The organism is Streptomyces sp. NPDC034086, from assembly GCF_055575515.1.
On sequence record NZ_JBVISM010000004.1, the window covers coordinates 204,763 to 229,590 of the forward strand.

The 24,828-nt window shown below is 72.2% G+C and carries 20 protein-coding genes and 2 pseudogenes; 5 read left to right on the forward strand and 17 right to left on the reverse strand.

Annotated elements, in window-relative coordinates; translation table 11 throughout:
- Positions 1-36: 36 nt before the first annotated feature.
- The 4 genes from ACZ514_RS13710 to sbnA form a co-directional block, all read right to left on the reverse strand.
- Positions 37-1,131: a beta-ketoacyl synthase N-terminal-like domain-containing protein gene (locus tag ACZ514_RS13710; RefSeq protein ID WP_469124772.1), complete on the reverse strand. Its 1,095-nt coding sequence runs from the start codon at positions 1,129-1,131 to the stop codon at positions 37-39.
- On the reverse strand, positions 1,128-2,396 hold the full coding sequence (locus tag ACZ514_RS13715) for a beta-ketoacyl-[acyl-carrier-protein] synthase family protein (RefSeq protein ID WP_468165337.1): 1,269 nt from the start codon (positions 2,394-2,396) through the stop codon (positions 1,128-1,130). The genes ACZ514_RS13710 and ACZ514_RS13715 overlap by 4 nt, the downstream gene beginning before the upstream one ends.
- On the reverse strand, positions 2,393-2,656 hold the full coding sequence (locus tag ACZ514_RS13720; protein ID WP_467894902.1) for an acyl carrier protein: 264 nt from the start codon (positions 2,654-2,656) through the stop codon (positions 2,393-2,395). The genes ACZ514_RS13715 and ACZ514_RS13720 overlap by 4 nt, the downstream gene beginning before the upstream one ends.
- Before the next feature lie 64 nt (positions 2,657-2,720).
- On the reverse strand, positions 2,721-3,755 hold the full coding sequence (gene sbnA / locus ACZ514_RS13725; RefSeq protein ID WP_468165339.1) for a 2,3-diaminopropionate biosynthesis protein SbnA: 1,035 nt from the start codon (positions 3,753-3,755) through the stop codon (positions 2,721-2,723).
- Positions 3,756-3,932: 177 nt separating this feature from the next.
- Between sbnA and ACZ514_RS13730 the strand changes: the two genes are divergently transcribed.
- The 3 genes from ACZ514_RS13730 to ACZ514_RS13740 all read left to right on the forward strand — a co-directional run bounded on the left by ACZ514_RS13730 (position 3,933) and on the right by ACZ514_RS13740 (position 7,592).
- A complete protein-coding gene (locus ACZ514_RS13730; protein ID WP_469124773.1) occupies positions 3,933-5,531 on the forward strand; it encodes a tryptophan halogenase family protein in 1,599 nt (532 codons plus the stop codon).
- A 128-nt stretch (positions 5,532-5,659) separates the two neighbouring features.
- Entirely contained in the window at positions 5,660-6,298 is a 639-nt protein-coding gene (locus ACZ514_RS13735; protein WP_468165343.1) for a flavin reductase family protein, read from the forward strand.
- The gene (locus ACZ514_RS13740) at positions 6,285-7,592 is read left to right on the forward strand and encodes a cation:proton antiporter (protein WP_468165345.1); all 1,308 of its coding nucleotides are present in this window, start codon (positions 6,285-6,287) and stop codon (positions 7,590-7,592) included. The genes ACZ514_RS13735 and ACZ514_RS13740 overlap by 14 nt, the downstream gene beginning before the upstream one ends.
- A 100-nt stretch (positions 7,593-7,692) precedes the next feature.
- Here the strand turns inward: ACZ514_RS13740 and trpD are convergent, their stop codons facing one another.
- The 9 genes and pseudogenes from trpD to ACZ514_RS13785 all read right to left on the reverse strand — a co-directional run.
- Positions 7,693-8,790: an anthranilate phosphoribosyltransferase gene (gene trpD, locus ACZ514_RS13745; protein WP_468171014.1), complete on the reverse strand. Its 1,098-nt coding sequence runs from the start codon at positions 8,788-8,790 to the stop codon at positions 7,693-7,695.
- 34 nt (positions 8,791-8,824) lie between these two features.
- Complete coding sequence (locus ACZ514_RS13750) at positions 8,825-9,031, reverse strand: hypothetical protein (RefSeq protein WP_468171010.1); 207 nt, start codon at positions 9,029-9,031, stop codon at positions 8,825-8,827.
- A gap of 264 nt (positions 9,032-9,295) precedes the next feature.
- Entirely contained in the window at positions 9,296-10,624 is a 1,329-nt protein-coding gene (locus tag ACZ514_RS13755; RefSeq protein ID WP_469124774.1) for a class II 3-deoxy-7-phosphoheptulonate synthase, read from the reverse strand.
- A 26-nt stretch (positions 10,625-10,650) separates the two neighbouring features.
- Complete coding sequence (locus ACZ514_RS13760; protein WP_468171004.1) at positions 10,651-11,247, reverse strand: anthranilate synthase component II; 597 nt, start codon at positions 11,245-11,247, stop codon at positions 10,651-10,653.
- Complete coding sequence (locus ACZ514_RS13765) at positions 11,244-12,782, reverse strand: anthranilate synthase component I family protein (RefSeq protein WP_468171001.1); 1,539 nt, start codon at positions 12,780-12,782, stop codon at positions 11,244-11,246. Before ACZ514_RS13765 ends, ACZ514_RS13760 begins: the two co-directional genes overlap by 4 nt.
- A gap of 85 nt (positions 12,783-12,867) precedes the next feature.
- Positions 12,868-13,902 carry a 2,3-diaminopropionate biosynthesis protein SbnB gene (gene sbnB, locus ACZ514_RS13770; RefSeq protein WP_468170998.1) on the reverse strand — a complete coding sequence of 345 codons (1,035 nt, stop codon included), beginning with the start codon at positions 13,900-13,902 and terminating at the stop codon, positions 12,868-12,870.
- Between the two features lie 77 nt (positions 13,903-13,979).
- Positions 13,980-16,940, reverse strand: a complete 2,961-nt coding sequence (locus ACZ514_RS13775) for an AfsR/SARP family transcriptional regulator (RefSeq protein WP_469124775.1) — start codon at positions 16,938-16,940, stop codon at positions 13,980-13,982.
- Between the two features lie 407 nt (positions 16,941-17,347).
- Positions 17,348-17,956, reverse strand: a pseudogene (locus tag ACZ514_RS13780) (LysR substrate-binding domain-containing protein); the annotation flags it as partial.
- A 139-nt stretch (positions 17,957-18,095) separates the two neighbouring features.
- A pseudogene (locus ACZ514_RS13785) lies at positions 18,096-18,272 on the reverse strand (helix-turn-helix domain-containing protein); the annotation flags it as partial.
- Between the two features lie 78 nt (positions 18,273-18,350).
- On the opposite strand from ACZ514_RS13785, the gene ACZ514_RS13790 reads away from it, so the two are divergent.
- A complete protein-coding gene (locus ACZ514_RS13790) occupies positions 18,351-19,097 on the forward strand; it encodes an SCO6745 family protein (protein ID WP_469124776.1) in 747 nt (248 codons plus the stop codon).
- A 3-nt stretch (positions 19,098-19,100) separates the two neighbouring features.
- Here ACZ514_RS13790 and ACZ514_RS13795 read toward each other — a convergent pair whose 3' ends face one another.
- From ACZ514_RS13795 to kdpF, 4 genes are read right to left on the reverse strand one after another with little or no spacing between them, the layout of a single operon-like run.
- Positions 19,101-19,814: a potassium-transporting ATPase subunit C gene (locus tag ACZ514_RS13795; RefSeq protein WP_468697087.1), complete on the reverse strand. Its 714-nt coding sequence runs from the start codon at positions 19,812-19,814 to the stop codon at positions 19,101-19,103.
- Positions 19,815-19,820: 6 nt separating this feature from the next.
- Positions 19,821-21,923, reverse strand: coding sequence for a potassium-transporting ATPase subunit KdpB (kdpB, locus tag ACZ514_RS13800; protein WP_469124777.1), 2,103 nt, complete (start codon positions 21,921-21,923; stop codon positions 19,821-19,823).
- Complete coding sequence (gene kdpA / locus ACZ514_RS13805) at positions 21,920-23,584, reverse strand: potassium-transporting ATPase subunit KdpA (protein WP_469124778.1); 1,665 nt, start codon at positions 23,582-23,584, stop codon at positions 21,920-21,922. The genes kdpB and kdpA overlap by 4 nt, the downstream gene beginning before the upstream one ends.
- A gap of 4 nt (positions 23,585-23,588) precedes the next feature.
- Positions 23,589-23,678, reverse strand: coding sequence for a K(+)-transporting ATPase subunit F (gene kdpF / locus ACZ514_RS13810; protein WP_468170977.1), 90 nt, complete (start codon positions 23,676-23,678; stop codon positions 23,589-23,591).
- 576 nt (positions 23,679-24,254) lie between these two features.
- Here kdpF and ACZ514_RS13815 point away from each other — a divergent pair.
- Entirely contained in the window at positions 24,255-24,779 is a 525-nt protein-coding gene (locus ACZ514_RS13815; protein WP_468170974.1) for a toxin-antitoxin system HicB family antitoxin, read from the forward strand.
- Positions 24,780-24,828: the final 49 nt, after the last annotated feature.

The following is a 24,828-nucleotide window of genomic DNA, read 5'->3' on the forward strand; positions in this document are numbered from 1 at the left end:
GGAGGCCGGGGGTCCGGACGTGCGCCCCCGGCGGGTTCAGCCGAGCCGCAGCAGGGTGGCTCCGACGGTGCCGTCCCGGTCGATGGCGGTGACCAGGGCGAGCCGGTCGACCAGGGCGGGTTCGGCGCCCGCGTGGGCGAGGACGGCGGCCAGCTGGAACGCGGCCGATGCCGCGGTGGCGTCGCCGACGAGCGCGCGCACGGCGATCCGCTCGCCCGCGACGGCCTCGAGCGCCGACTCCTCCTGCTTTCCGAGCAGCCCGGGCGGGGTGCCCGGTGCCACCAGGGCGACGTCCTCGGGTGCGGCGCCCGCGTCGGCGAGCACCTCCGCCACGCAGCGGGCCAGCGCGGATCCGGCGCGCCCGCTCTCCGGGAAGGCCCGGAAGCGGGAGCCGAGCACGGTGGCGAGCACCTGGCGGCCCCCGTCGCGGGCGGCGGCCCCGCTCTCCAGCAGGAACAGCGCGGCGCCCTCGCCGAGCGGATCGGGCAGGGCCCCGCCGTGGTCGGCGACCCGCTCCAGCCGGGCCCGCTGGACGGAGAACTCCTCGGCCGCACCGGCCAGCAGCGCGTTGGCGTGACCGCCGCGCAGCAGCCGGGAGGCGTAGTTCAGGGCGAGCAGGCCCGTGGCGGAGCCGCCGGAGACGGTGACGTTGGGGCCCTTGAGGGTGTGCCGGATGGCGCTCTGGCCGGTCGGGCAGTTCATCACCGTGTTCGGGAACCGGGCCGGGTCGACGAGGTAGGGCTTGTCCCCGGTCAGGGCGTCCTTGGTGAAGTCCATGATGGACTGGACGCTGCCGGAGGTGCCGAGGACCAGCCCGGTCTTCTCCGGGTCGGCGGCGAGGCCCCGCCCGAAGTCCTCCAGGAGCTCCCCGACGGTGACGACGGCGATCCCGGTGGCGCGGTCCATGGAACGGGTGCCCTTGCGGCCGAGCACCTCCTTGATGTCGAAGCCGGGGATCAGGCCCGCGTCCTCGTACGGGACGGGCCACGTCCCGGTGTCGACGGGGGCGGTGGCCGCCGTCCGCGCCAGGAGGCCTCCGGCGAAGGCCCGCCGGCCCAGCCCGTACGGGGAGGTCACCGCCCAGCCCGAGATGACGAGCTGCCGCTCGCGGGGTTCCGCTGCCGTGCTCATGCGACGGCGCTCCTCTCGTCTTCCCAGTGGCCGAGGACCAGCACGGCGTTGTTGCCGCCGAAGGCGAGTCCGTTGTTCTGCACGACCTTGAGGTCGGCCTCGACCGCCTCGTTCGGTACGCAGTCCACCCCGCACTCGGGGTCGGTGGTGCGGTGGTTGACGGTCGGCGGGATGAACCCCTCGCGCAGGGCGAGGGCGCAGGCCGCCGAGGCCAGGGCGCTGGCGGCGCCCATGGTGTGGCCGATCATCGACTTGATGGAGACGGTGCGGGGCAGGTCCTCGCCGAACACCTGGCGGATCGCGCCGACCTCGGTGACGTCGTTGGCCTTGGTGCCCGTACCGTGCGCGGAGATGAAGTCCACGTCGGCGGGGGTGATGCCGGCGTTGGCGTGCGCGGCGGTGATGCAGCGGGCGATCGAGTCGCGGTCGGGGGCGACCGGGTGGCTGGCGTCGCAGGACAGTCCGTACCCGAGCACCTCGGCGTAGATCCGCGCGCCGCGGGCGAGGGCGGACTCCAGGGACTCCATCAGCAGGATGCCGGCGCCCTCGCCGGTGAGGATGCCCTGCCGGTCGGCGTCGAAGGGCCGGCACACGTCGGGGGCGATGGTGCCGAGCCGGTAGAAGCCGGTGAACGTCTTGCGGCACAGGGCGTCGGCCCCGCCGCACAGGGCCATCTCCACGTCGCCGGAGCTGATGGCGTCGTAGCCGTAGCCGACGGCGTAGTTCCCGGCGGCGCAGGCGGTCGGGACGGTGACCGTCTCGACGTCCTCCAGGCCCAGTTCCCGGACGATGCCGGCGGAGAGCCGGCCCGGCCAGACGCGCCGGGCCACCACCGGGTCGAGGGTGTCCTCTCCGTGGGCGACCTGGAGCCCGGTGAGGTGGTCCAGGTCGCGGGACTCGCCGTCGGTGGTGCCGACGGAGACCAGGGAGCGCCTGGCCCGGACGTCGGCCTCGGTGAGCCCGCCGTCGGCCACCGCCATGCGGGCCCCGGCGACCGCGAACTGGGCGGCCCGTCCGAGCTCGTCGGCCGGCAGCTCGCGCAGCCAGGCCTCGGGCTCGAAGTCGGTGATCTCGCAGGCGTTGGAATGGGCGAAGCCGGTGGTGTCGAACGCGCTGATGGGCTTCGCCCCGCTGCGTCCGCCCCGCAGGCCCTCGGCGAAGGCGTCGACGCCCGTGCCGATGCTCGTCACGACACCGAGACCCGTGATCACCACCCGGTGCCGGGCGGCGGGTCGCCGCCCCGCCGCGGCCGTCTCGGTGGTCACTTGCCCTCGGCCTCCGCGATCACGGCGTACACGCCGACGAGGTTGACCATGCGGCTGAGCTCGGCCTGCTCCAGCGTGATGCCGAAGACCCGCTCCAGGGAGGCGAGGATCTCGATGGTGCGCAGGGAGTCGGCGTCGTGCTCCTCCTTGAAGAGGCTGGTCTCGGTCACCTCGTCGAGGTCGAGCTCGAGGATGTCGCAGACGATCTCCTTGATCTGCTCCTTGCGCTCGGCGTCGAGGGTGGGGATCTGGGTGGTCATCCGAATTCCTCCGTTGGGTGGGGATCGTGCGAGGGGGGCGATGGATCGATGGTGGGAGCGGCCGCTATCGGTGGCCTATATCCACGAGGTGCGGCGTGACCGCGGGCTGCGGGTCCTTCCACAGGTGCGAGACCTCGCCGAACTGGCGGTGCACCCAGGCGTCGTCGTAGATCGTCTCCAGGTAGCGGTCGCCGCCGTCGGGCAGGACGAGCACCACGTTGGAGCCCGGGATGATGTCCGGGGCGATCCGCTCCAGGGCGGCGACCACGGCCCCCGAGGAGCCTCCGGCGAGGACCGCCTCGTGGCGGACGAGCCGGCGGCAGCCCACGACGCAGTCGAGGTCGCCGACGTGGATCACCCGGTCCGCGTCCGAGGGGCGCAGCAGCCGGGGCACGACCGAGGCGCCGTGGCCCGGGATCAGCCGGGTGACGCGCTCGGGCGGGGCGAAGAGCACGCTGCCGATCGCGTCGACCGCGTTGACGGTGGTGTTCATGCCGTGCCGGCGGATGTACTCGGCGCAGCCGCCCAGGGTTCCGCTGGTGCCCGCGGCCACGATGAGCTGGTCGACGCGGCCGTCGAGGGCCTCGGCGATCTCGCGCATCGTGGTCTGGTGGGCTGTCGGGTTGAGCGGGTTGGAGTACTGGTCGGGCCAGTAGGCGTCGGGGATCCCGGCGACCAGGTCGGCGACGCGTCGCAGCCGGGCGGGCAGCAGCTCGCCGGTGGCCGGGTCGGGGTCGACGACGATCTCGACCTCGGCCCCGTAGGCGCGCAGGATCGCCACGTTCTGCCGGGTCGTGCGGGCGTCCACCACGCAGATGAAGCGCAGGCCGAAATAGCCGCAGATCTGGGCGAGCCCGATCGCGAGATTGCCCGAACTCGATTCGACCACCGTGGATGTGCCGGGGACGAGTTCCCCCGACCTGATGCGCGCCAGCACCATGGAGAGTGCCGAGCGGTCCTTGATACTTCCTCCGGGATTGAACCGCTCCACCTTGGCGAACACCCGCGAGCCGAGGCCCGGCAGCAAACGCTCCAGTTCGATGAGCGGCGTTCCTCCCACAGTCGAGAGGATTCCCTTCGTCCCTTCGTCGTACGGCATCTGATGCAGCCATCCTCTGCTGGGAGTTGCGGGGTGCGGATACAACGGGACCGAGATTCGGCCAATCCGCTATACCGATGCCATACGGCCGGTTATAGGCGGCGCATAGCCGGCGGCCGGAATCTCTTCCCATCGCACAACGGAACTCCCCATGCAGACGGAAGAGAGAGTCCCTACATGACCGGCACCGACTCGCGCATTCAGAAAGTCGTCATCCTGGGCGGCGGTACCGCCGGGTGGATGACCGCCGCCTATCTCGGGAAGGCGCTCCAGGGCACCGTGGACATCACCGTCCTGGAGGCGCCGGCGATTCCGCGGATCGGTGTCGGCGAGGCCACCGTCCCCAACCTCCACAAGGTCCTCTTCGACTACCTCGGCATCGCCGAGGAGGAGTGGATGCGGGAGTGCAACGCCAGCTTCAAGATGGCGGTGCGGTTCGTGAACTGGCGGACCGGCGGCCAGGGCCAGCCCGACGCCCGCGAGCTGGAGAACGGCGGTCCGGACCACTTCTACCACCCGTTCGGCATCCTGCCCGACAGCGACAACGTCCCGATGTCGCACTACTGGGCCAAGCGGAAGCTGGAGGGCCAGACCGAGGAGCCGTTCGACTACGCGTGCTTCCGCGAGCCCCCGGTGATGGACGCGAAGAAGTCCCCGAAGTGGCTCGACGGCACCCCGTCCACCCGCTACGCCTGGCACTTCGACGCCGCGCTGGTCGCCGACTTCCTGCGCCGCTTCGCCACCGGCAAGCAGGACGTCAACCACGTCCAGGACGAGATGACGCACGCCGAGAAGGACGAGCGCGGGTTCGTCAAGGCCCTGCACACCAAGGGCGGCCGGGTGCTGGACGCCGACCTGTTCGTGGACTGCTCCGGCTTCCGCGGCCTGCTGATCAACCAGGCCATGGAGGAGCCGTTCATCGACATGAGCGACCACCTGCTGTGCGACAGCGCCGTCGCCACCGCGGTGCCGCACGACGACGAGGCGAACGGCATCGAGCCGTACACCTCCGCCATCGCGATGTCCTCCGGCTGGACCTGGAAGATCCCGATGCTGGGCCGTTTCGGCTCGGGCTACGTGTATTCCAGCAAGTTCACGACGAAGGAGGAGGCCACCAGGGAATTCAGCGCCCTGTGGGGCCTGGACCCGGAGACGACGAAGTTCAACCACGTGAAGTTCCGCGTCGGCCGCAACCGCCGCGCCTGGGTGAACAACGTGGTGAGCATCGGCCTCTCCTCCGCCTTCCTGGAGCCGCTGGAATCGACCGGCATCTACTTCATCACCGCGGCCATCTATCAGCTCGCCAAGCACTTCCCGGACCGCACCTTCAACCCGGAACTGGCGAACAGCTTCAACCGCGAGATCGAGGTGATGTTCGACGACACCCGCGACTTCATCCAGGCGCACTTCTACTACGCGCCGCGCAACGACACGCCGTTCTGGCGGGCGAACAAGGAGCTGACGCTCCCGCAGAACATCCAGGAGAAGATCTCCGCCTACAAGGCCGGCCTGCCGATCAATTCGCCGATCGCGGACGAGTCGACGTACTACGGCAACTTCGAGGCGGAGTTCCGCAACTTCTGGACCAACGGCAGCTACTACTGCGTCTTCGCGGGTCTCGGCCTGGAGCCGGACGCCCCGCTGCCGATCCTCGCGCACAAGCCCGATTCCGTGGCCGGCGCCGAGGCCATGTTCGGCAAGGTCAAGCAGGAGCAGGACCACCTGCTCGACACGCTGCCCAGCACGTACGACTACCTGCGCAAGCTGCACGGCTAGTACGCGTCTCCTCCCTTCCGGTGCGCAGGCCCGGAGCCGGCTCCTCCCACCGGCTTCCGGGCCCGCGCCGCACCCCCAGCGCCAGCCCCGGGTCCGGCCCGGGCCCAGCCCCAGGAGAGTTCCCACCCATGACAGCCACCTCGCAGCCGTCCCCCGCCGCCCGCGCCGCCGCGTCCGACGCCGCGTCCGAAGCCGACATCAGGCCCCTGATGTCGGCCTTCCCCTCCGGCGTCTCGGTGATCACCACGATCGGTACGGATTCCGAGCCGCGCGGCATGACGTGCAGCTCCCTCGCCAGCGTCGCCCTCTCCCCGCCCACGGTGGTGCTGTGCCTGCGCACCGAGAGCCCGACCGTGCAGGCGGTGCTGGAGACGGGGCACGTGGCGGTCAACCTGCTCCACGAGAACGCCCGCCCGGTGTCGGACCTGTTCGCCTCGGGTTCCCCGGACCGCTTCGGGAGCGTCGAGTGGCGGCTGCCGCTGGGGGCCGGCGGCCCGCACCTCGCGGAGGCCGCGCACGCGATAGCCGACGGGGAGGTCACCCAGACCGTCGAGTTCGGCGACCACACCGCCGTGTTCGTCCGGATCAGCCGCGTCTCGCTGCGCGAGGAGGAGGAGCCCCTGCTGTACGGGAAGCGCCGGTACGCCCGCTGGACCGACGCCACCGCCGTCCCGGGCCCACCCGCCGCGGCCCCGCCCCCGCCGACGGTGGCCGCCCCGCGCGTCGCCCCTTCGGCCGCGGAGGGAGCTGCCCGTGTCCGCCCGTGACCCGCTGCCGGATCTGCTGATCGCGATCCCCGCCGTCATCCTCGCGTGCAAGGCCGGCGCGATGCTCTTCCGCCGCCTCGGTCAGCCGCCGGTGGTCGGCGAGATCGCCGTCGGCATCCTGCTGGGTCCCTCGCTGCTCGGCTGGCTGTGGCCCGACGCCCAGACATGGCTGTTCCCCGGGACGGTCCTGCCGTTCACCGGGGCGTTCGGAAACATCGGTCTGCTGGCGTTCATGTTCCTGGTGGGCCTGGAACTGAACCTCTCGGCGCTGCGCGGGCACAGCCGCACCGCCATCGCCGTCAGCCAGGCGAGCATCGCGCTCCCCCTGCTCCTCGGCTCGGGCTTGGCCCTGCTGATGTACGACACGATGGCGCCGCAAGGGGTCAGCGAGATCGCGTTCGTCCTGTTCATCGCCGTGTCCATGAGCATCACGGCCTTCCCCGTGCTCGCCCGGATCCTGACCGACCGGGGGCTCTACAACACCCGGATCGGCGCCCTGGCCATGGCCTGCGCGGCCGTGGACGACGTGACCGCCTGGTGCCTGCTCGCCGCGGTCGTCGCCGTCAGCACCAGCAGTTCCCCGCTCGAGGCGGCCACCACGGCGGCCCTGGCGGCCCTGTTCCTGGCGTTCATGATCTACGCCGTCCGGCCGCTGCTCGCCAAGTGGGCGGAGCGCGCGGCCCGCACGGTCGACTCCGTCGTCCTGGTGGTGCTCTTCAGCGGGCTGTGCCTGTCCGCCTTCACCACCGACAAGATCGGCGTGCACGCCCTGTTCGGCGCCTTCGTCTTCGGGGTGATCACCCCGCGCGGCTCGCGGGTGATCGAGCTCTGTGCGGCGCGGCTGCGGGCCTTCACCATCCCCATCCTGCTGCCCCTGTTCTTCGTCAACACGGGCCTGAAGACCGATGTGGGGCTGCTCGCCGCCGATCCGGTGATGTGGCTGTGGGCCCTGGCCGTCATGGCCGTCGCCTTCCTCGGCAAGTGGGGCGGAAGCACCACGGCCGCCCGCGCCACCGGCCAGTCCTGGCGGGACGCCATGTCGATCGGGGCGCTGATGAACTGCCGCGGCCTGACCGAGCTGGTGGTGCTGAACCTGGGCCTGGAGCTGGGCGTGATCGGACCGGAGCTGTTCACGATGCTGGTGCTCATGGCCCTGCTCACGACGGCGATCACCTCGCCGGCGCTTTCCTGGATCCGGCGGGGCGTCCCTCGCGGCGAGGAGGCCGACGACGGGGCCGAGGGGCCGCTGGTCCACGAGCCGGTGCGGCTGCCGGCGAAGGCGGCCGTCCTGTGATCCCGGACCCGTGACCGCCGCCGGTGCGGCCGCGCCGTCCCCCTCCCGGGGACCGGCCCGGCCGCACCGGCGCGACCGCGCTCCGTACGGGACGTACCGCTCACCGCCCGGCGGCGGCGAGCGGCGCCCCCGCGTGTCCGGCCGCCGCCCGCACCCAGCGCTCGAGGACCGCCTCCGCGGCTCCCGTGTCCAGGGAGGCGGCCGCCGCGGCGACCCCCTCGCGCAGCCGCTCGGTGACCGTACGGCCCCCGGACGGCTCCGCCGCGGCCAGCGCGGCGGCCGCCGAGAGCAGCACCGCGTCACGGACCGGCCCGCGCTCCCCGCCGGCGAACAGCCGCCGGGCCACGTCCGCGTTGTGCCCGGCGTCCCCGCCGCGCAGCGCGTCGACCGGGGCCGGCGCGATGCCCGCGTCCCGGGGGTCGAAGGATTCCTCCCGGACCCTTCCCCCCTCGACGCTCAGCACGGTGGACGTGGTGGTGACGCTGAGTTCGTCGAGGCCGTCGTCCCCGCGGAACACCAGGGCGCTGCCGCCCCGGCGGGCCAGTACTCCCGCGATCAGCGGCAGCAGCCGCGCGTCGGCGACGCCGACCGCCTGGGCGGTCGGCCGGGCCGGGTTGGTCAGCGGCCCGAGCGCGTTGAAGACGGTGGGGATCGCCAGCTGCTTGCGGACGCCGGCGGCGTGCCGCATGGACGGGTGGAAGTCCGGGGCGAAGCAGAAGGTGATCCCCGCTTCGTCCACGAGGGCGGCCACCCTCGCCGGCTCCAGGCGCAGCCGCACGCCCAGGGCCTCCAGCACGTCCGCGGATCCCGAGGCCGAACTCGACGCCCGGTTGCCGTGCTTGACGACGCGGGCGCCCGCTCCGGCCGCGACGATCGCCGACATGGTCGAGATGTTGACCGTACGGGCCCCGTCGCCGCCCGTACCGACCACGTCGACCGTGGCTCCGGGGACGTCGAGGGGCACCGCGTGGTGGAGCATGGCCCGTACGAGGCCCTCCAGTTCGCCGACCGTCTCCCCCTTGCCGCGCAGGGCGACGAGGAAACCGGCGAGCTGCGCGTCGGTGGCCTCGCCGCTCATCACCCGGTCCATGGCCCAGGCCGTGTCGGCGGCGGCCAGGTCACGGCCGGCGAGCAGGGTTTCCAGCAGGGCGGGCCAGCTGCGCGCCCCGCGGCCGGGTTCTGGTCTGGCGGTGGTCACTTGGTTCCCCCTCGGGGTCGTCGGGTGTGGCGGCTCAGCCCCACTCGTCGATGTCCTTGGAGAAGGACGGCGACGGCGTCTGGGCCGAGGCCGGGGCCTGCGGGGTGGTGGCGTCGGCCGTCACGCTGCTGACGCCGCCCGCGGGACCCTCGTTCGCGATCTGCACCCCGCCCGCGATCGCCACCGCCGCGACGATCGCGATGGTGATGCGCTTGACCTGGGTGCGCCACGTGTTCTGCATCTCTGTCCTTCTCCCCGTTGAGTACCGCTTGAGCTTCGCTTTGTTCCGGTGAGAAGAACACTAGGAAGGAGCGGCTTCGAGCTGATATCGCTCCGTCTTCCGGGGCCGCGCCATTTCGATAAGGACGATATACTCGCAGGTCAGGAGGGGCCCCCAGGTCGATTAAAACTCCTTGGGGCCCCTCTTGACCTCCGCTCGCGGACCGCTTGAGGGATCATCGGGGCGCCTTCGGGGACGCCCGGCGATAACGGCAATAAGCGGAATTCAGCGTTCCCGGTAAATCTCGGCGACCAGGAATGCGAGATCCAGCGACTGGGTGCGGTTCAGGCGCGGGTCGCAGGTGGACTCGTAGCGCTCGCTCAGTGCGTCGAGGCTCACCTCCTCACCGCCGCCCACGCATTCGGTGACGTCGCCCCCGGTGAATTCCAGGTGTACGCCGCCGGGATGCGTCCCGAGCTCGCGGTGGACCTCGAAGAAGCCCTTCACCTCGTCGACGATGTCGTCGAAGCGGCGGGTCTTGAGGCCGGACGGCGCCTCGAAGGTGTTGCCGTGCATGGGATCGCTCACCCAGGCCACCGGCGCGCCCTCGGCGGCCGTCTTCTCCACCAGCTCGGGCAGCCGGTCACGGACCTGTCCGGCGCCCATCCTGACGACGAAGGTGAGCCGGCCCGGTTCGCGCTCCGGGTCGAGCCGGTCGATCAGCCGCAGCACGGTGTCGGAATCCGTGGCGGGGCCGAGTTTGACCGCGACCGGGTTGGCGATCCGCGAGAAGAACTCCACGTGCGCGCCGTCCAGGTCCCGGGTGCGTTCCCCGATCCACAGCATGTGCCCGCTGGTCGCGTAGCGCCGGCCGGACGCCGGGTCCTCGCGGACCAGCGGTTCCTCGTACTCCAGCAGCAGGCCCTCGTGGCTGACGTAGAACTCCACGGCGTGCTGGATGCGTTCGTCCGCCCCGCACGCCCGCATGAAGTTGAGGGCCTGGTCGATCTGGGTGGCGAGCGCCGTGTAGCGCTCCCCGACGGGCGAGCGGGCCACGAAGTCCTGGTTCCAGGCGTGCGCCTGGCGCAGGTCGGCGTAGCCGCCGGTGGTGAAGGCCCGTACGAGGTTCAGCGTGCCGGAGGCCGCCTGGTGCATCCGCAGCAGGCGGTCCGGGTCGGGGGTGCGCTCGGCCGCCTCGAAGGGGAAGCCGTTGACGGCGTCGCCCCGGTAGGCGGGCAGGGTCAGCGCGCCGCGGGTCTCGGTGGGCTTGGAGCGGGGTTTGGCGTACTGGCCCGCCATCCGGCCGATCTTGACGACCGGCACGGAGGCGGCGTACTGGAGGACGAGCGCCATCTGGAGCAGGGTCTGCACCTTGCGGCGCACCGAGTCCTCGCGGACGTCCGCGAAGGTCTCGGCGCAGTCCCCGCCCTGGAGCAGGAAGGCCTCGCCCCGGGCGACGGCGCCGAGCCGGTACTTGAGCTGCTCGCACTCGGCGGCGACCACGAGCGGGACGGTGTCGCGCAGTCGTGCCCGCACCTCCGCCAGGGCGGCGGGGTCGGGCCATTCGGGCTGTTGTGCCGCGGGCAGGGCCCGCCAGGAATCCACGTGCTCCACGAGATCGCTCCTTCGTTGCTCCTTCGTCACCCGGCGAGGATGTCCGCGGGCCGGGTCCGTGCGGTGGTGAGGAAGTTGCGCAGGAGGCGCATGCCGCCGACCGTGGTGATGGACTCGGGGTGGAACTGCACCCCTTCCACGGCGAGGGTGCGGTGGCGCAGTCCCATGACGTAGCCGTCGTCGACGGCGTGCGCGGTGGCGAGCAGCTCCTGCGGCAGGGGTTCGGCGACGATCAGGGAGTGGTAACGGGTGGCGGTCATGGTCGCGCCGAGCCCCGCGAAGACGCCGGCTCCGTCGTGGGCGACCTCGCTGGTCTTGCCGTGCTTGAGCCGTTCCGCCACCTGTACGCGGCCCCCGTAGGCCAGGCCGATGGCCTGGTGGCCCAGGCAGATGCCCAGCAGGGGCACCCGTCCGGCGAAGCGGTGCACCAGCTCGACGTGGCCCGACTCGGCGGGGTGGCCCGGTCCGGGGCCGAGGACCACCGCGTCCGGCAGCCGGGCGGCGAGCTCCTCGGGGCTCTCGGTGCGGGAGCGGACGACCTCGGTGTCCGCGCCGAGGGTGCGCAGGTACTGGTCGATGATGTGGGTGAAGCTGTCGTAGGCGTCGACGAGCAGGACCTTCACGGGAGCAGCTCCTCACCGGTGAGCGCCCAGTAGGCCGCTCCCATCTTGTGCAGGGTCTCGCGCCACTCGGCGGCGGGCGAGGAGTCGGCGACGATGCCGGCGCAGCTCTGGGTGGAGTAGGCCGTTCCGTCGTGGGTGACCGTGCGGATGCACAGGGCGAGGCGGGACCAGCCGCGCAGGTCGACCAGGCCGACGGCACCGGCGTACATGTCGCGGGGCTCGCACTCCAGTTCGGAGATGATCTCCATGGCGCGGATCTTGGGGGCGCCGGTGACCGTCCCGGCGGGGAAGGTGGCGGCCAGCGAGGACCAGGTGTCCTCACCGGGGGCCAGGCTCCCCTCGACGGTGGAGACCAGGTGGAAGACGTGGCTGAAGGTCTCGACCGTCATCAGCTGGGTGGCCTCGAGGGTGGTGGGCAGACACACCCGGCCGATGTCGTTGCGGCACAGGTCGACCAGCATCACGTGCTCGGCCTGCTCCTTCTCGCTGGCGAGCAGGGCCTCGACGCGCCGCCCGTCCACGGCGGGGTCGCCGCTGCGCGGGGTGGTGCCGGCGATGGGGCGCATCACGATGCGGTCGCCCTCGGTGCGGAAGAGCACCTCGGGGCTGGCGCCGATCAGCGTGGAGCCGTCGCGGGGGACGAGGTACATGTACGGGGACGGGTTGCGTCCGCGCAGCCGCCGGTAGACGTCGAGCGGGGTCAGGTCCGTGTCGACCTCGATGCGGTGGCCGATCTGGATCTGGTAGATGTCGCCGACGCCGATGTGCCGCAGGCAGCGTTCCACGTGGGCGAGGAAGGTCTCCTCGTCGGTGCTGTCGCGGACGGCCCGGGGCGCGGGGGCGGCCGGCACGCGCCCCGCGGGTTCGGTCATCCCGGAGGTCAGCCGCTCGACGATGCCGGCCAGGTCGGTACGGGCGGCGGGGCCGCCGTCCGGGCCGAAGGCCTCGCTGCGGGCCGCGAGCCGGACGGCCGTGCCGGCGTCCAGGTCGTACCAGACGGTGTCCTGGAACAGGGTCAGGACCAGGTCGGGCGCCCCCTCGTCGGTGTGCTCCCGGACGGGCAGGTCCTCCATGTACCAGGCGGCGCCGTAGCCGATGGTGGCGAGGAAGCCGAAGGCGTACTCGGGGCGGGGGCTGTCGACGTCGAAGCGGGCCTGCACGGCCCGCAGGACGTCCCACACCTGGCCGGGGCGTTCGAAGATCCGGTCACCGCCCGGTCCGGCGGCCAGCCCCAGTCCGTCGGCGACGCGCGACAGCTCGGCCAGTACGGCCGGCACGCCGGCCGCGGAGATCCGGCCGGCGCGGATGCGCAGCTCGGCGAGGCGGCCGAAGCCGACCACGGCGGAGTTCCCGTCGAACTCGGGGCTCTCCAGGGACTCCAGGAGGAACACGTCCTCCCCGAACCGCGCCCGCAGGGCCTCGTACAGCTCGATCGGGGGGTGCGGGTCGAGGACGGTCTCCTCGACCCGGACGGGGAGGGGGCGCCGGCCGGGTGCGGCCGGCGCCCGAGTGGCGGTGTCGAGCAGCGTGGTCACTGAATCACTTTCCTCGGATGGCTCGGGGCCGTGCGGACGGCCGGTTCGCGCCGTGCGGGCGGCGCCAGGGTGGGGGGTACGGGACTCAGCCGTAGCGGCGCATCTCGTGGAAGAAGTCCTCCACGACCGACAGGTCGCCGCGCTCGCACAGGGTGTCGTAGACGTGCCGGCCGACCGCGAGGTCGAGGACGCCCAGCCCGAAGGGCGAGAAGAAGACGGGCTCGTCCTCGGGGACGGCGAGCTGCCCGGACAGCACGTCGTAGAGGGTGCCGTCGACGAAGTCGCGGTTCCCGGTGAGCTGTTCGGCCAGGTGGGGGGAGGTGTCCGCCTTGAGGCAGTGCTCGACGTCGTCGACGACGTTGAAGCCGGAGAGGATCACCTCGGGCGACAGGTCGCGCAGCGAGACGTGCAGCACCAGCGGGTTGTGGGCGAACCAGCCGGGGTCGGTGACGTGGGGGGTGCCGGCGACGGTCGCGAAGACCACCAGGTCGCTGCCGCGGATCAGCTTCTCGGCGCTGTCGTGGACGGTGACGGGGCCCCGCTCCCCGGAGCGGGTCAGGTAGTCGGCGAAGCCGTCGGCGTGCTCGGCGGACAGGTCGTGCACGCCGATCTCGTCGAACTCCCAGCCGGTGCCGGCCAGGTACTGGTGGACGAAGCGGGCGATCAGGCCGACGCCGAAGAAGCCGATCCGGCGCGGCCGGCGGCCCGCCGGGCTGAGCCGGTCGGCCGCCAGCGCGGCGGAGGCGGCGGTGCGGGCCGCGCTGATGATCGAGGATTCCAGGCAGGCGAGCGGATATCCCGTCTCGGGGTCGTTGAGGATCAGCACGGCGGAAGCACGCGGAATTCCGGCCGCCACGTTGTCGGGGAAGCTGGAAATCCACTTCACTCCGTCGACCGGGGCCGCTCCCCCGATCGACGCCGGCAGCGCGATGATCCGCGAGGTGGGCCGGTCGGGAAAACGCAGGAAATAGGACGGCGGATTGACCGTACCGCCCTCGCCGTGCACCCGATATGCGGATTCGATCAATCCGACCACTTCGGGCGCACGGCCGTCCAGGACTTCGTGCACCTGGGCGCCGGGGATCACGGCGAAAGAGGGCGCGCCGGTCGTACGTGACATCGCAGACTCCACAGCTCGGCAGTTTTCTCGTCTGCGATGACGCTAGGGAGCCGCTTTATCGCCGGGTTATTGACGGGTTACGCCTTCCGCGACGCCTCCCGCAGCCGTTCCAGCGCGGCGGCCGCCTTCCCCTCCCAGGGCGGGGAGCCGATGCGCTGGAAGATGGCGAGCGCTTCGGCGAGGTGCGCCCGGCCCGCGTCGCCGTCACCCCGCTCACCGTACGCCCGGCCCAGGGCGAGCCTGATCTGGCCCTCGATCATCGGGCTCCGGGTCCGCCGGGCCGCGTCCAGGGCCTCCAGGAAGGTCCGCTCGGCCGCCTCCGCGGCGCCGGTCTGGAGCCGCGTCTCGGCGAGCCCGAGGAGCGCGTGGGCGAGGCCGAGCAGATCGGACCTCCCGCGCACGATCTCCACGACCCGGGTGAACTCGCTCTCGGCCTCCTCCAGCTGCCCCAGCGCGAGGTGCGCGCCGGCGAGGCGGTGCGTGGCCAGCGCGAGCCCGTGCTGGTCGCCCTTGCTGCCCTCGCACACGCGGAGCGCCTCACGGCTGAGCTCGGCGGCGGTCTCGGGCCGCCCCTGGTCGAGGGCGAACTGCGCCATGTTCTGCAACGCGTACGCCTCGGAGTACCGGTCGCCCGCCTCCCGGAAGACGGGCAGTGCCTCCCCCAGCCGCTCCATTCCCTGATCGAGGTCTCCCCGGATCCGGTCGATGAACGCGAGGCCGCTCAGCACCAGCGCGCGCCCGAGCGCGTCGCCGGCCTCCGTGTAGAGCGCGAGCGCGGTCTCCTGCCGCGCGGTCGACTCGGCCAGTCTGCGGAGCCGCAGTTCGACCAGGCCCAGCTTGCGCTCCATGGCCGCCTGTCCGCGCAGGTTGCCCGCGCCGCGCGCCGCCTGGAGGGCGTGCTCGCTGCAATGGCGCCAGTCCTCGAGGTAGTTGCGCGACGAGAAGAGCACTTCCATGGCGATGACCAGGCCCCACGCCAGGTCGTCCATGCCCAGGGCGGCCGTCTGCTCGACGACGGCGACCAGGGAGAGCCGTTCGGCCTCGAACCACTCCAGCGGAGCCACCAGCAGCTCTTCCAGCAGCACGGAGTCGATCTCCCGGCGCGGCGTCTCGCAGTCCACGATGCCGCCGCTGCTCCTCTCGCGCCGGTGCGCCTCCTCCGCGATGGTCAGGCACGTCCGGAACACCCGGTCGCACGCAGCCAGCCGCTCCTCCTCGCTCTCCTCCTCCCGGGCCAGCTCCTCCGCGTACAGCCGCATCAGGTTCTGGAAGCGGTAGCGCAGCTGTCCGGTGGCGTCGACGCCGACCACCTCCAGGAACTGCGCGTCCACCAGGTGCTCGATCAGCCGCTCCGCGTCCAGGACGTCCGCGTCCAGCAGCGCGGCGCCGACCCAGGCCGTGAAGTCCGGTACGCCGAGCAGCCCGAGGAGCCGGTACAGCCGGGCCGCGTCCTTGTGCAGGTACCGGTAGCTCAGCTCGAAGCTGGCCCGGACCTGGGACTCGCCCTGGCTCAGCTCGTCCAGCCGGCGGCGCCCGTCACTGAGCCGGGTCACCAGGTGGCGCACCGTCCAGTGCGGCTTCGACGCCAGCCGGGCCGCCGCGATGCGCAGCGCCAGCGGCAGCCGGTCGCACAGCTCGACCAGGCGCGCCGCGTCCTCGGGAGCGGCCTGGATCCGGGCCTCGCCGACGATCCGGCCGAGCAGCTCGACCGAGTCGCCCTCGGGCAGGACGCCCAGGTGTACGCGGCCCCGCTGCGGCCAGGTCACCAGCTGCTCCAGCTGTTCCCGGCTGGTGACGAGCACGGTGCTGCCGCCGCTGCCGGGCAGCAGCGGGCGGATCTGCGCGAAGGTGCGTACGTTGTCCAGCACGATCAGGACCCGGCGTTCCGCGAGCACGCTGCGGTACAGGGCGATCCGGTCCTCCAGGCCGTTGGGCACGTCGTCGCTCTCCACGCCGAGCGAGCGCAGGAAGCGGCTCAGTATGTCCCCGGCGGTGGTCGGTGCGTGGTGCTCGTCATAGCCGCGGAGGTCCGCGAAGAGCCGGCCGTCCGGGTACTGTTCGGTGACACGGTGCGCCCAGCGGACCGCGAGGCCGGTCTTGCCCACGCCCGCGACGCCGGTGATCAGCCCGACGGTGGAGGCGCGGCTGTCCTCGCCCTGGCCGTCCACCAGGGAGTCGAGCGCGGCGAGTTCAGCGCCACGGCCGGCGAAGCCCGGTACGTCGGGCGGCAGTTCGGAGGGCACGACGCGCCCGCGTGCAGCTAAGGCGTCGGCGGGGTCGGCGGCGACGTCCAGCGGTTCGGCCGGCGGCTCGTAGGCCAGCGACGGGTCGTCCCGCAGGATCGCGTCGTGCAGCTCCTGGAGTTCGGGGCCCGGGTCCATGCCGAGTTCGTCGATGAACTGGCGGCGCGCCTCCCGGAAGCTCTCCATCGCCTCGGCCCGCCGTCCGGAACGGTACTGGGCGAGGATCAGGTGGTACCGGGTGCGTTCGCGCAGCGGGTGTTCCCTGACGGCGGCGGCCAGTTCGGGCAGCAGCAGCTGGTGCCGCCCCAGTTCCAGCTGCACGCCCGTCATCGCCTCGTAGGCGTTGATCCGTACTTCTTCCCAGCGGGCCGCCTCGTCCTCGACGAGCTGACCGGTCACCCCGGCGAGCGCGGGTCCGCGCCAGAGCCCGAGCGCCTCGGCGTAGCAGCGCGCCGCGTCGGCCGGGCGGTGGGTCCGGACCGCCTCCTCCGCCTCGGCGACGCGTTCGGTGAAGGTGACGGTGTCGAGCACGTGGCCGTCGGGGCGCAGCAGGTAGCCGGGGTGCGCCGTGATGATGACGTCCTCGGCCACGCCCCCGCTCTTGATGGCCTTGCGCAGGGCCGCGATCACGATGGCGACCTGGGTCCGTGCGGTGGCTGGCGGACGACCGTTCCAGACCACGTCCACGAGGGTGTCGACCGGAACGATCCGCCCTGGACTCAGGAGCAGAAGGGCCAGAATCGTACGTTGCCGGGCACCTCCTACCTGAACCGTCCGTTCCCCCGCCATCACCATGAGTGGTCCGAGAATTCCGAATCTGAGTGGCTCGCCCAATGTCTCTCCCCCCGTCACCGCCGGGCCCGGCGGCGTGATCACCCTACCTGTCTGCCGCTGACAGAAAAGGGTCAGGACACAAGCCTCTGGGCTGCTGGGGCACCATGACCGAAAGCTGATTGATCATCTCGCGGTTGGCCGGAATCAATCGGAATCACGGCCTCCTGTGACCGGATGCCATGGGGGCGACATCCAGCCAATCCAGGGGAACGGGAAGGTCCCGTTCAGGCACCCGCAACGCCCCCTCCACGCCCCCTCCACGCCACCCCGCGGCCATCCCCCGGACGCCCCCGCGACCGGCGCCGGCTGCGGGACGACGTGACGCCGCACGGGTAACCGAGCGAACACCGCCGACTGGTGACGACGCCTCAGCCGCCCGCCGGGCCCGTTCCGCGGATCTCGCGCGCGGCGCTCCGGAGCGCGGAGACGACGGCCGCCGTCGTCGGGTTCGCGCTCCCGGTGCGACGGGTCGCGGCGAACAGCAGGCGCAGGATCGGGACGTCCGCGACGGGCACGGCGCGGATACCGGGCGCGGACAGGTCGATGGCCGTCCGGGGGACGAGCGCGGTGGCGAGACCGGCCCGCGCCAGGGCCAGCTGGGCGGCGATGTCCGCGGTGACGTAGCGGGGCGCGGGGGTGAATCCGGCCTGCCGGCAGGCGTCCAGGATGGCCCGCCCGCAGTCGGTGGTGGGCGGCGGCACGGCCAGATCGTGCGCGGCCAGCTCCCGCAGCGGGACGGGCCGTTGGCCGGCACCGTCCGCCGCGGTGACGACGAGCAGCGGGTCGTCGAGCAGCGGGGAGACCTCGACGCCCCGCGGTGTCTCATCGGCCAGGTGGTGGTAGCGCTGCCCCAGCACGACGTCGACGGCGCCCAGGGTGAGTTCCCGCAGCTGCGCCCGGTCCGTGACGTGACAGGTCACCGCGAGCCGAGGGTGGCGTGCGCCCAGCGCGGTCAGCGCGGGCGCCACGATCCCCGCGACGGCCGACGGCCGACGGCAACGCGGCGAGCGTGGCGGCGGTGCCGACCGTGCCCTTGACCGCCACGACGGCGGACTCGGCCTCCTCCACGGCGGCGAGGATCCGGCCGGTGTGTTCGAGGAGCACCCGGCCGGCCTCCGTCAGAGCCACGGTCCGCCCGTCGGGGCGCAGCAGATCGACGCCCACCTCGCGGCGGAGTGCGGCCAGCTGCTGGGACACGGCACCGGCGGACAGCGACAGGGACTGGGCGGCCGCGGCGATGGAACCGCGGGCGGCGACGGTCTTGAGCATGTGCAGACGGCGGACATCCAGCATGACCCGACAGATTACCTAATGGGTTGCCCCAGGAATCATGCCTTGACCTGCCGAGTCGGGCTGGGGGACCTTCGGCTCATGGAAATCTTCGACTGCCTGTCCGCGGTGGCCCGGCCCCTCCACGACCTCGGTGACGCGTTCATGTCCGACCCGGCGACCGCCGCCCTCGGTCTGCGGGCCGGGTTCGCCCCGGGACGCGGCTTCTACTGCCGCGGGCGGTTCGGGGTGCTCGGGGAAGCTCCGGCCGCGGTGGTCCAGGCGGTACAGGGCTTCCTCGGCCCCAGCCTCGTCACCGCGGGCTGGCGGGCCGGCCGGCCCGTGATGCCCGCGCACGAGGCCGCCGCCCGCTACGCCGGGGCCATCCGGACGTGGGGCCGCGCCCACGTCCCGGCCGACGTCGACGTGGAGCACTTCAACCACCTGGCCCAGCGGCTGATCGACGCCGCCGACGGCGACGCCCTGCCCCTGTTCGCCGGCTGGCGCGCCCAGCCCTGCCCCGCCGGCGATCCGGCGGGCGCGGCCATGCAGCGCGTACACGTCCTGCGGGAACACCGTGGCGCCTGCCACCTGGCGGCGGTGCGCATGTCCGGGCTGAGCGCCCGTGCGGCCATGGTCGTCAGCCTCGGCGTCGAGCGGGCGGCCCACTACGGCTGGTCGCGGCCGCCCGCCGCGACCGCGGCCGAGTTCTCCCTCATGCGGCACGCCGAGCGGCGCACCGACGAGATGCAGGCACCCCTCTACGCCGCTCTGACGCCCCGCCGGCGCGCCGACTTCGCCCGCCTCACCCGGGCCCTGACGGGCTCCCGGGATTCCCTGGCCCCGTGACCGTCAGCGCCCGGCCAGGGCCTTCAGCGCCGTGTTGAGCTCCAGGACGTTGACGCGGGGCTCGCCCATGAAGCCGAGGGTGCGGCCCCGCGTGTGGTCCGCGACGAGCTTCTCGACCTGGTCGACCCCGAGCCGGTTGCGCTCGGCCACGCGGTGGACCTGGAGTTCCGCGTACTCCGGGGAGATGTGCGGGTCGAGGCCGGAGCCGGAGGAGGTGACGGCGTCGGCCGGCACGTCCTCGGGTTCGACCCGGTGGCCGGCGGTGGAGTTGTCGGCGACGACCGCTTCCTTCGCGGCGACGACCTGGGCGCAGAGGGTGCCTTCCCCGGCGTCCCCCGTGCAGGCGCCGCCGACCGCGCCGTCGTCCGCGGAACGGTTGGTCGCCCCCGAAAGGACCAGCGCGTACTGCCTGTTGACGCTGTTGCGGCCCAGGCCGTTCGAGGGGCGCGGCTGGAACCACCTCAGGTCCGGCCGGGCGGCCTCCTCCGCGTCGTCCGGGTCCCTCTTCGGCAGGTCGTAGCGCTGGCCGATGAGGGAGGAGCCGACGACGCGTCCGCTCTCGTCCTTGATCTCGGAGCCGTTGGCCCGGCCGGGGAACACGGCCTGGGCGATCCCGGTCACGGCGAGCGGGTAGACGATCCCGCAGATCACGGTCAGGACGAGGAGCGCCCGCAGGGCCGCGCCGGCCAGCCGCGCGGTGCTGGATACAGGGTTCATGGCGGATCAGCCGATTCCGGGGATGAGGGAGATGAGCAGGTCGATGAGCTTGATGCCGATGAACGGGGCGATCAGGCCGCCCAGTCCGTAGAGACCGAGGTTGCGGCGGAGCATCCCGTCCGCGCCGGCCGGCCGGTACCGCACGCCCTTGAGGGCGAGCGGCACCAGGGCGAGGATGATCAGCGCGTTGAAGACGACGGCCGAGAGGACCGCCGACTCGGGCGAGGCCAGGCCCATGACGTTGAGCTTGTCCAGGCCCGGGTAGACCACCGCGAACATGGCCGGGATGATCGCGAAGTACTTCGCCACGTCGTTGGCGATGGAGAAGGTGGTCAGCGCGCCGCGGGTGATCAGGAGCTGCTTGCCGATCTCCACGATCTCGATCAGCTTGGTGGGGTCGGAGTCCAGGTCCACCATGTTCCCGGCCTCCTTGGCGGCCGAGGTGCCGGTGTTCATGGCCACCCCGACGTCGGCCTGCGCGAGGGCCGGGGCGTCGTTGGTGCCGTCGCCGGTCATCGCGACCAGCTTGCCGCCGGCCTGCTCCCGTCTGATGAGGGCCAGCTTGTCCTCCGGCGTGGCCTCGGCGAGGTAGTCGTCGACCCCGGCCTCCGCGGCGATGGCCTTCGCGGTCAGCGGGTTGTCACCGGTGACCATGACGGTCCTGATGCCCATGCGCCGCAGCTCGTCGAACCGCTCGCGCATGCCTTCCTTGACGACGTCCTTGAGGTGGATCACCCCGAGGATCCGGGCGCCCCCGGAGTCCTCGACGGCGACCAGCAGCGGCGTGCCGCCGGCTTCGGAGATCCGGTCGGTCAGGGTCCGCGCGTCCTCGGAGACACCGCCGCCCCGCTCCTCCACCCAGGCCACGACCGAACCGGCCGCACCCTTGCGGATCTTCCTGCCGTCGACGTCGACGCCCGACATGCGGGTCTGGGCGGTGAAGGCGATCCACTCGGCGTGGGCGAGCCCGCCCCGGTGCCGTTCGCGCAGCCCGTACTCCTCCTTCGCGAGGACCACGACGGAGCGGCCCTCCGGGGTCTCGTCGGCCAGCGAGGACAGCTGGGCGGCGTCCGCGAGTTCGGCCCGGGTGCTGCCCTTGACCGGCACGAACGCGCAGGCCCGGCGGTTGCCGAGGGTGATGGTGCCGGTCTTGTCGAGCAGCAGCGTGGAGACGTCGCCGGCGGCCTCCACCGCACGGCCGGACATGGCGAGCACATTGCGCTGGACCAGGCGGTCCATGCCGGCGACGCCGATCGCGGAGAGCAGGGCGCCGATGGTGGTGGGGATCAGGCAGACCAGCAGGGCCGTCAGCACGATCATGGACTGCTCGGCGCCCGCGTAGACGGCGAACGGCTGCAGGGTGACCACGGCCAGCAGGAAGACGATCGTCAGCGACGCCAGCAGGATGTTGAGGGCGATCTCGTTCGGCGTCTTCTGCCGGGCCGCGCCCTCGACCAGGCTGATCATCCGGTCGATGAACGTCTCGCCCGGCTTCGTGGTGATCCTGACGACGATCCGGTCCGACAGCACCCTCGTCCCGCCGGTGACCGCGCTGCGGTCGCCGCCCGACTCCCGGATGACGGGAGCGGATTCGCCGGTGATGGCCGACTCGTCCACGGAGGCGACGCCCTCCACGACGTCGCCGTCGCCCGGGACGACGTCGCCGGCCTCGCAGACCACCAGGTCGCCGATGCGCAGCTCCGTCCCCGGTACCGCCTCCTCGCCGCCGTCCCCGGTCAGCCTGCGGGCCACCGTGCCGGTCTTCGCCTTCCGCAGGGTGTCCGCCTGCGCCTTGCCCCGGCCCTCGGCCACGGCCTCCGCGAGGTTCGCGAAGACCGTGGTCAGCCACAGCCAGGCCGTGATGGCCCAGCCGAACCAGTCGCCCGGGTCCTTCAGCGCCAGCACGGTGGTGACCACCGAGCCGATCAGCACCACGAACATGACCGGCGACGCGGCCATGACGCGCGGGTCGAGCTTGCGGACCGCGTCCGGGAAGGACTTCAGCAGCTGCCCGGGGTCGAACAGGCCGCCGCCCACGCGGTTCCCGCCCGGTGTGTGGCCGGTGGGCGCGTCCTGGTGCGGAGCCCTGGTGGGAGTGGCGGTGCTCATGAGGCGAGCCCTTCGGCGAGCGGTCCCAGCGCCAGGGCCGGGAAGTAGGTGAGACCGGTGAGGATGAGGATGGTCGCGACGAGCAGGCCGGCGTAGAGCGGCTTGTCGGTGCGCAGGGTGCCCGCGGTCTCGGGCACCGGCTTCTGTCCGGCGAGCGCTCCGGCCAGCGCGAGGACGAACACCATGGGCAGGAAGCGGCCCAGCAGCATGGCGAGGCCGAGGGTCGAGTTGAACCACTGCGTGTCGGCGTTCAGGCCCGCGAAGGCCGAACCGTTGTTGTTGGCGCCGGAGGTGTAGGCGTAGAGGATCTCCGAGAAGCCGTGCGCCCCGGAGTTCGTCATGGAGTGCGCCGGGGTGCCCAGGGCCATCGCCGCGGCCGTGAAGCCGAGGACCAGCGCGGGGGTGATCAGGATGTAGCAGGCCGCGAGCTTGATCTCGCGGGTGCCGATCTTCTTGCCCAGGTACTCGGGGGTGCGGCCGACCATCAGACCGGCGATGAACACCGCGATGACCGCCATGACCAGCATGCCGTACAGGCCGGAGCCCACCCCGCCGGGCGCGATCTCGCCCAGCTGCATGCCCAGCAGCTGGATACCGCCGCCCAGACCCGTGTAGGAGGAGTGGGAGGAGTTCACCGCACCGGTCGAGGTCAGCGTGGTCGCCACCGAGAAGATCGCGGAGGCGCCGGTCCCGAAGCGGTTCTCCTTGCCCTCCATCGCCCCGCCCGCGATCTCGAAGGCCGGGCCGCGGTGGGCGAGTTCGGTCCACATCATCAGCGCGGTGAAGCCGATCCAGAGGGTGGCCATCGTCGCGAGGATCGCGTGGCCCTGGCGCGGGTTGCCGGCCATCCGGCCGAAGGTCCGGGTCAGGGAGAACGGGATGACCAGGATCAGGAAGACCTCGAAGAGGTTCGAGAACGGGGTCGGGTTCTCGAAGGGATGGGCGGAGTTGGCGTTGAAGTAACCGCCGCCGTTGGTCCCCAGCTCCTTGATGACCTCCTGCGAGGCCACCGCCCCGCCGTTCCACTGCTGGGTGCCGCCCGTGAACCGGCCGACCTCGTGGATCCCGGCGAAGTTCTGGATCACACCGCACGCGACCAGGATGACCGCGCCGACGATCGCGAGGGGCAACAGGATCCGTACGGTGCCCCGCACCAGGTCCGCCCAGAAGTTGCCCAGCTCGCCGGTGCGGGAGCGGGCGAAGCCCCGTACGAGCGCCACCGCGACGGCCATGCCGACCGCGGCCGACACGAAGTTCTGCACCGCCAGGCCGCCCGTCTGCACGACGTGGCCCATGGCCTGCTCACCGGCGTACGACTGCCAGTTCGTGTTCGCCACGAAGGAGGCGGCCGTGTTGAACGCCTGGTCCGGGTCGATCGAGGCGAAGCCGAGCGAGCCGGGCAGGGCGCCCTGCGAGCGCTGCAGGGCGTAGAGGAAGAGGACGCTCACGGCGGAGAAGGCCAGTACGCCGCGCAGGTAGGCGGGCCAGCGCATCTCGGCGGCGGGGTCGGCGCCGACGGCCTTGTAGATCCACCGCTCGGGGCGGTAGTGCTTCTCGGAGGAGTAGACCCGCGCCATGTGGTCGCCCAGCGGGCGGTACACGAGGGCGAGGGCGGCGATCAGCGCGAGGAGTTGGAGCACGCCGGCGGTTCGGGGACTCATCCGCTCAGAACCTCTCCGGCTTGACGAGGGCGAGGACGAGGTATCCCAGCAGGGCGAGGGCGACCACGAGGCCGACGACGTTCTCGACGGTCACAGCTTCGCCACCCCCCGTGCGACGAGTGCCACCAGCGCGAAGACCGCGACCGTGGTGACGACGAAGGCCAGATCGGCCATCGTGAGCTCCTGAGTGAAGTGAGGAAATGGATTCGGCCGTCTGGCCGAGGACCATCTGACCCCCTGCCCTCCACCGCGTCAGGACGCCTTGACGCGGTCCATACGGGCGCCCCGGCGCCCTTGACGCGACCCTGACGCCGCTCGGCCGCCTCCGCCTCCGGCCGGGCCGGGGGGACGTCTTCCTCGGCGGCCCGGCACCGAGGTCACCGTCCGCGCCCCGGGGGCCGACCCGGCCCCGCCTGCGTCAGCGCCTCCGGCGGAACCAGCGGCACGCACCCTCGCCCCCACCGCTGGCACCACATGGCACCACGCGGCACCAAGTGGCACCAAGTGGCACCAAGTGGCGTCACCTCGACACCTCAGCCGACGCGACACCACCACCGATCAGCCCGCCGCGCACACAAACTCGCAGGTCAGACGGGCCCAGGCACCTCATCGGCCGTCATGACACCACAAGGCCTTGCACATGGCGCCAACATGGTGCCATTATGGCGTCATGGACCTCACGCCGTATGTCGACACCCTCCGCCGCGAACTCGCGGTGGCCGCCGAAGCCGGCGGGGAAGACGCCCGCGAGCTGGCCGACCGGCTCACCGCCCCTCTGGAGTCGGCGACCCGGCTGACGATGCTCCACGTCCTCTCCGCCGCGATGGACGAGATCACCCGTGACATCGCCCCCGGCTCGGTCGACGTACGGCTGCGCGGACTGAACCCCGACTTCGTGGTGACGCTGCCGCCCGACGGCCGCGGCGTCCCCGCGGAGCCGGCCGCGCCCGCCGAGGCGTTCAGGACCGAGGCCCCGGCCGACGGGGACGAGGGCGGCACCGCCCGCGTCAACCTGCGCCTGCCGGCCCACCTCAAGGCGCGCGCCGAGGAGGCCGCGAGCCGCGAGGGCCTGTCGGTCAACGCGTGGCTCGTCCGGGCCGTGTCGGCCGCGGTCGGCGCGGGCGGCGGCGCGCAGCCGAGGCCGGCGGAGAAGACCCGGACCATCGGACAGAACTTCACGGGCTGGGTGCGCTGACCGCACGCCCCGCCCCCCGCACGACTTCACCCACACCGTGTCCCACCAG

Bases quoted from the DNA above. Each gene is read 5' to 3' on its own strand.
- ACZ514_RS13710 (WP_469124772.1), bottom strand. From the start codon at position 1,131: ATGAGCACGGCAGCGGAACCCCGCGAGCGGCAGCTCGTCATCTCGGGC.
- ACZ514_RS13720 (WP_467894902.1), bottom strand. From the start codon at position 2,656: ATGACCACCCAGATCCCCACCCTCGACGCCGAGCGCAAGGAGCAGATC.
- sbnA (WP_468165339.1), bottom strand. From the start codon at position 3,755: ATGCCGTACGACGAAGGGACGAAGGGAATCCTCTCGACTGTGGGAGGA.
- ACZ514_RS13730 (WP_469124773.1), top strand. From the start codon at position 3,933: ATGACCGGCACCGACTCGCGCATTCAGAAAGTCGTCATCCTGGGCGGC.
- ACZ514_RS13735 (WP_468165343.1), top strand. From the start codon at position 5,660: ATGACAGCCACCTCGCAGCCGTCCCCCGCCGCCCGCGCCGCCGCGTCC.
- ACZ514_RS13750 (WP_468171010.1), bottom strand. From the start codon at position 9,031: ATGCAGAACACGTGGCGCACCCAGGTCAAGCGCATCACCATCGCGATC.
- sbnB (WP_468170998.1), bottom strand. From the start codon at position 13,902: ATGTCACGTACGACCGGCGCGCCCTCTTTCGCCGTGATCCCCGGCGCC.
- ACZ514_RS13775 (WP_469124775.1), bottom strand. From the start codon at position 16,940: ATGGTGATGGCGGGGGAACGGACGGTTCAGGTAGGAGGTGCCCGGCAA.
- ACZ514_RS13790 (WP_469124776.1), top strand. From the start codon at position 18,351: ATGGAAATCTTCGACTGCCTGTCCGCGGTGGCCCGGCCCCTCCACGAC.
- ACZ514_RS13795 (WP_468697087.1), bottom strand. From the start codon at position 19,814: ATGAACCCTGTATCCAGCACCGCGCGGCTGGCCGGCGCGGCCCTGCGG.
- kdpB (WP_469124777.1), bottom strand. From the start codon at position 21,923: ATGAGCACCGCCACTCCCACCAGGGCTCCGCACCAGGACGCGCCCACC.
- kdpA (WP_469124778.1), bottom strand. From the start codon at position 23,584: ATGAGTCCCCGAACCGCCGGCGTGCTCCAACTCCTCGCGCTGATCGCC.
- ACZ514_RS13815 (WP_468170974.1), top strand. From the start codon at position 24,255: ATGGACCTCACGCCGTATGTCGACACCCTCCGCCGCGAACTCGCGGTG.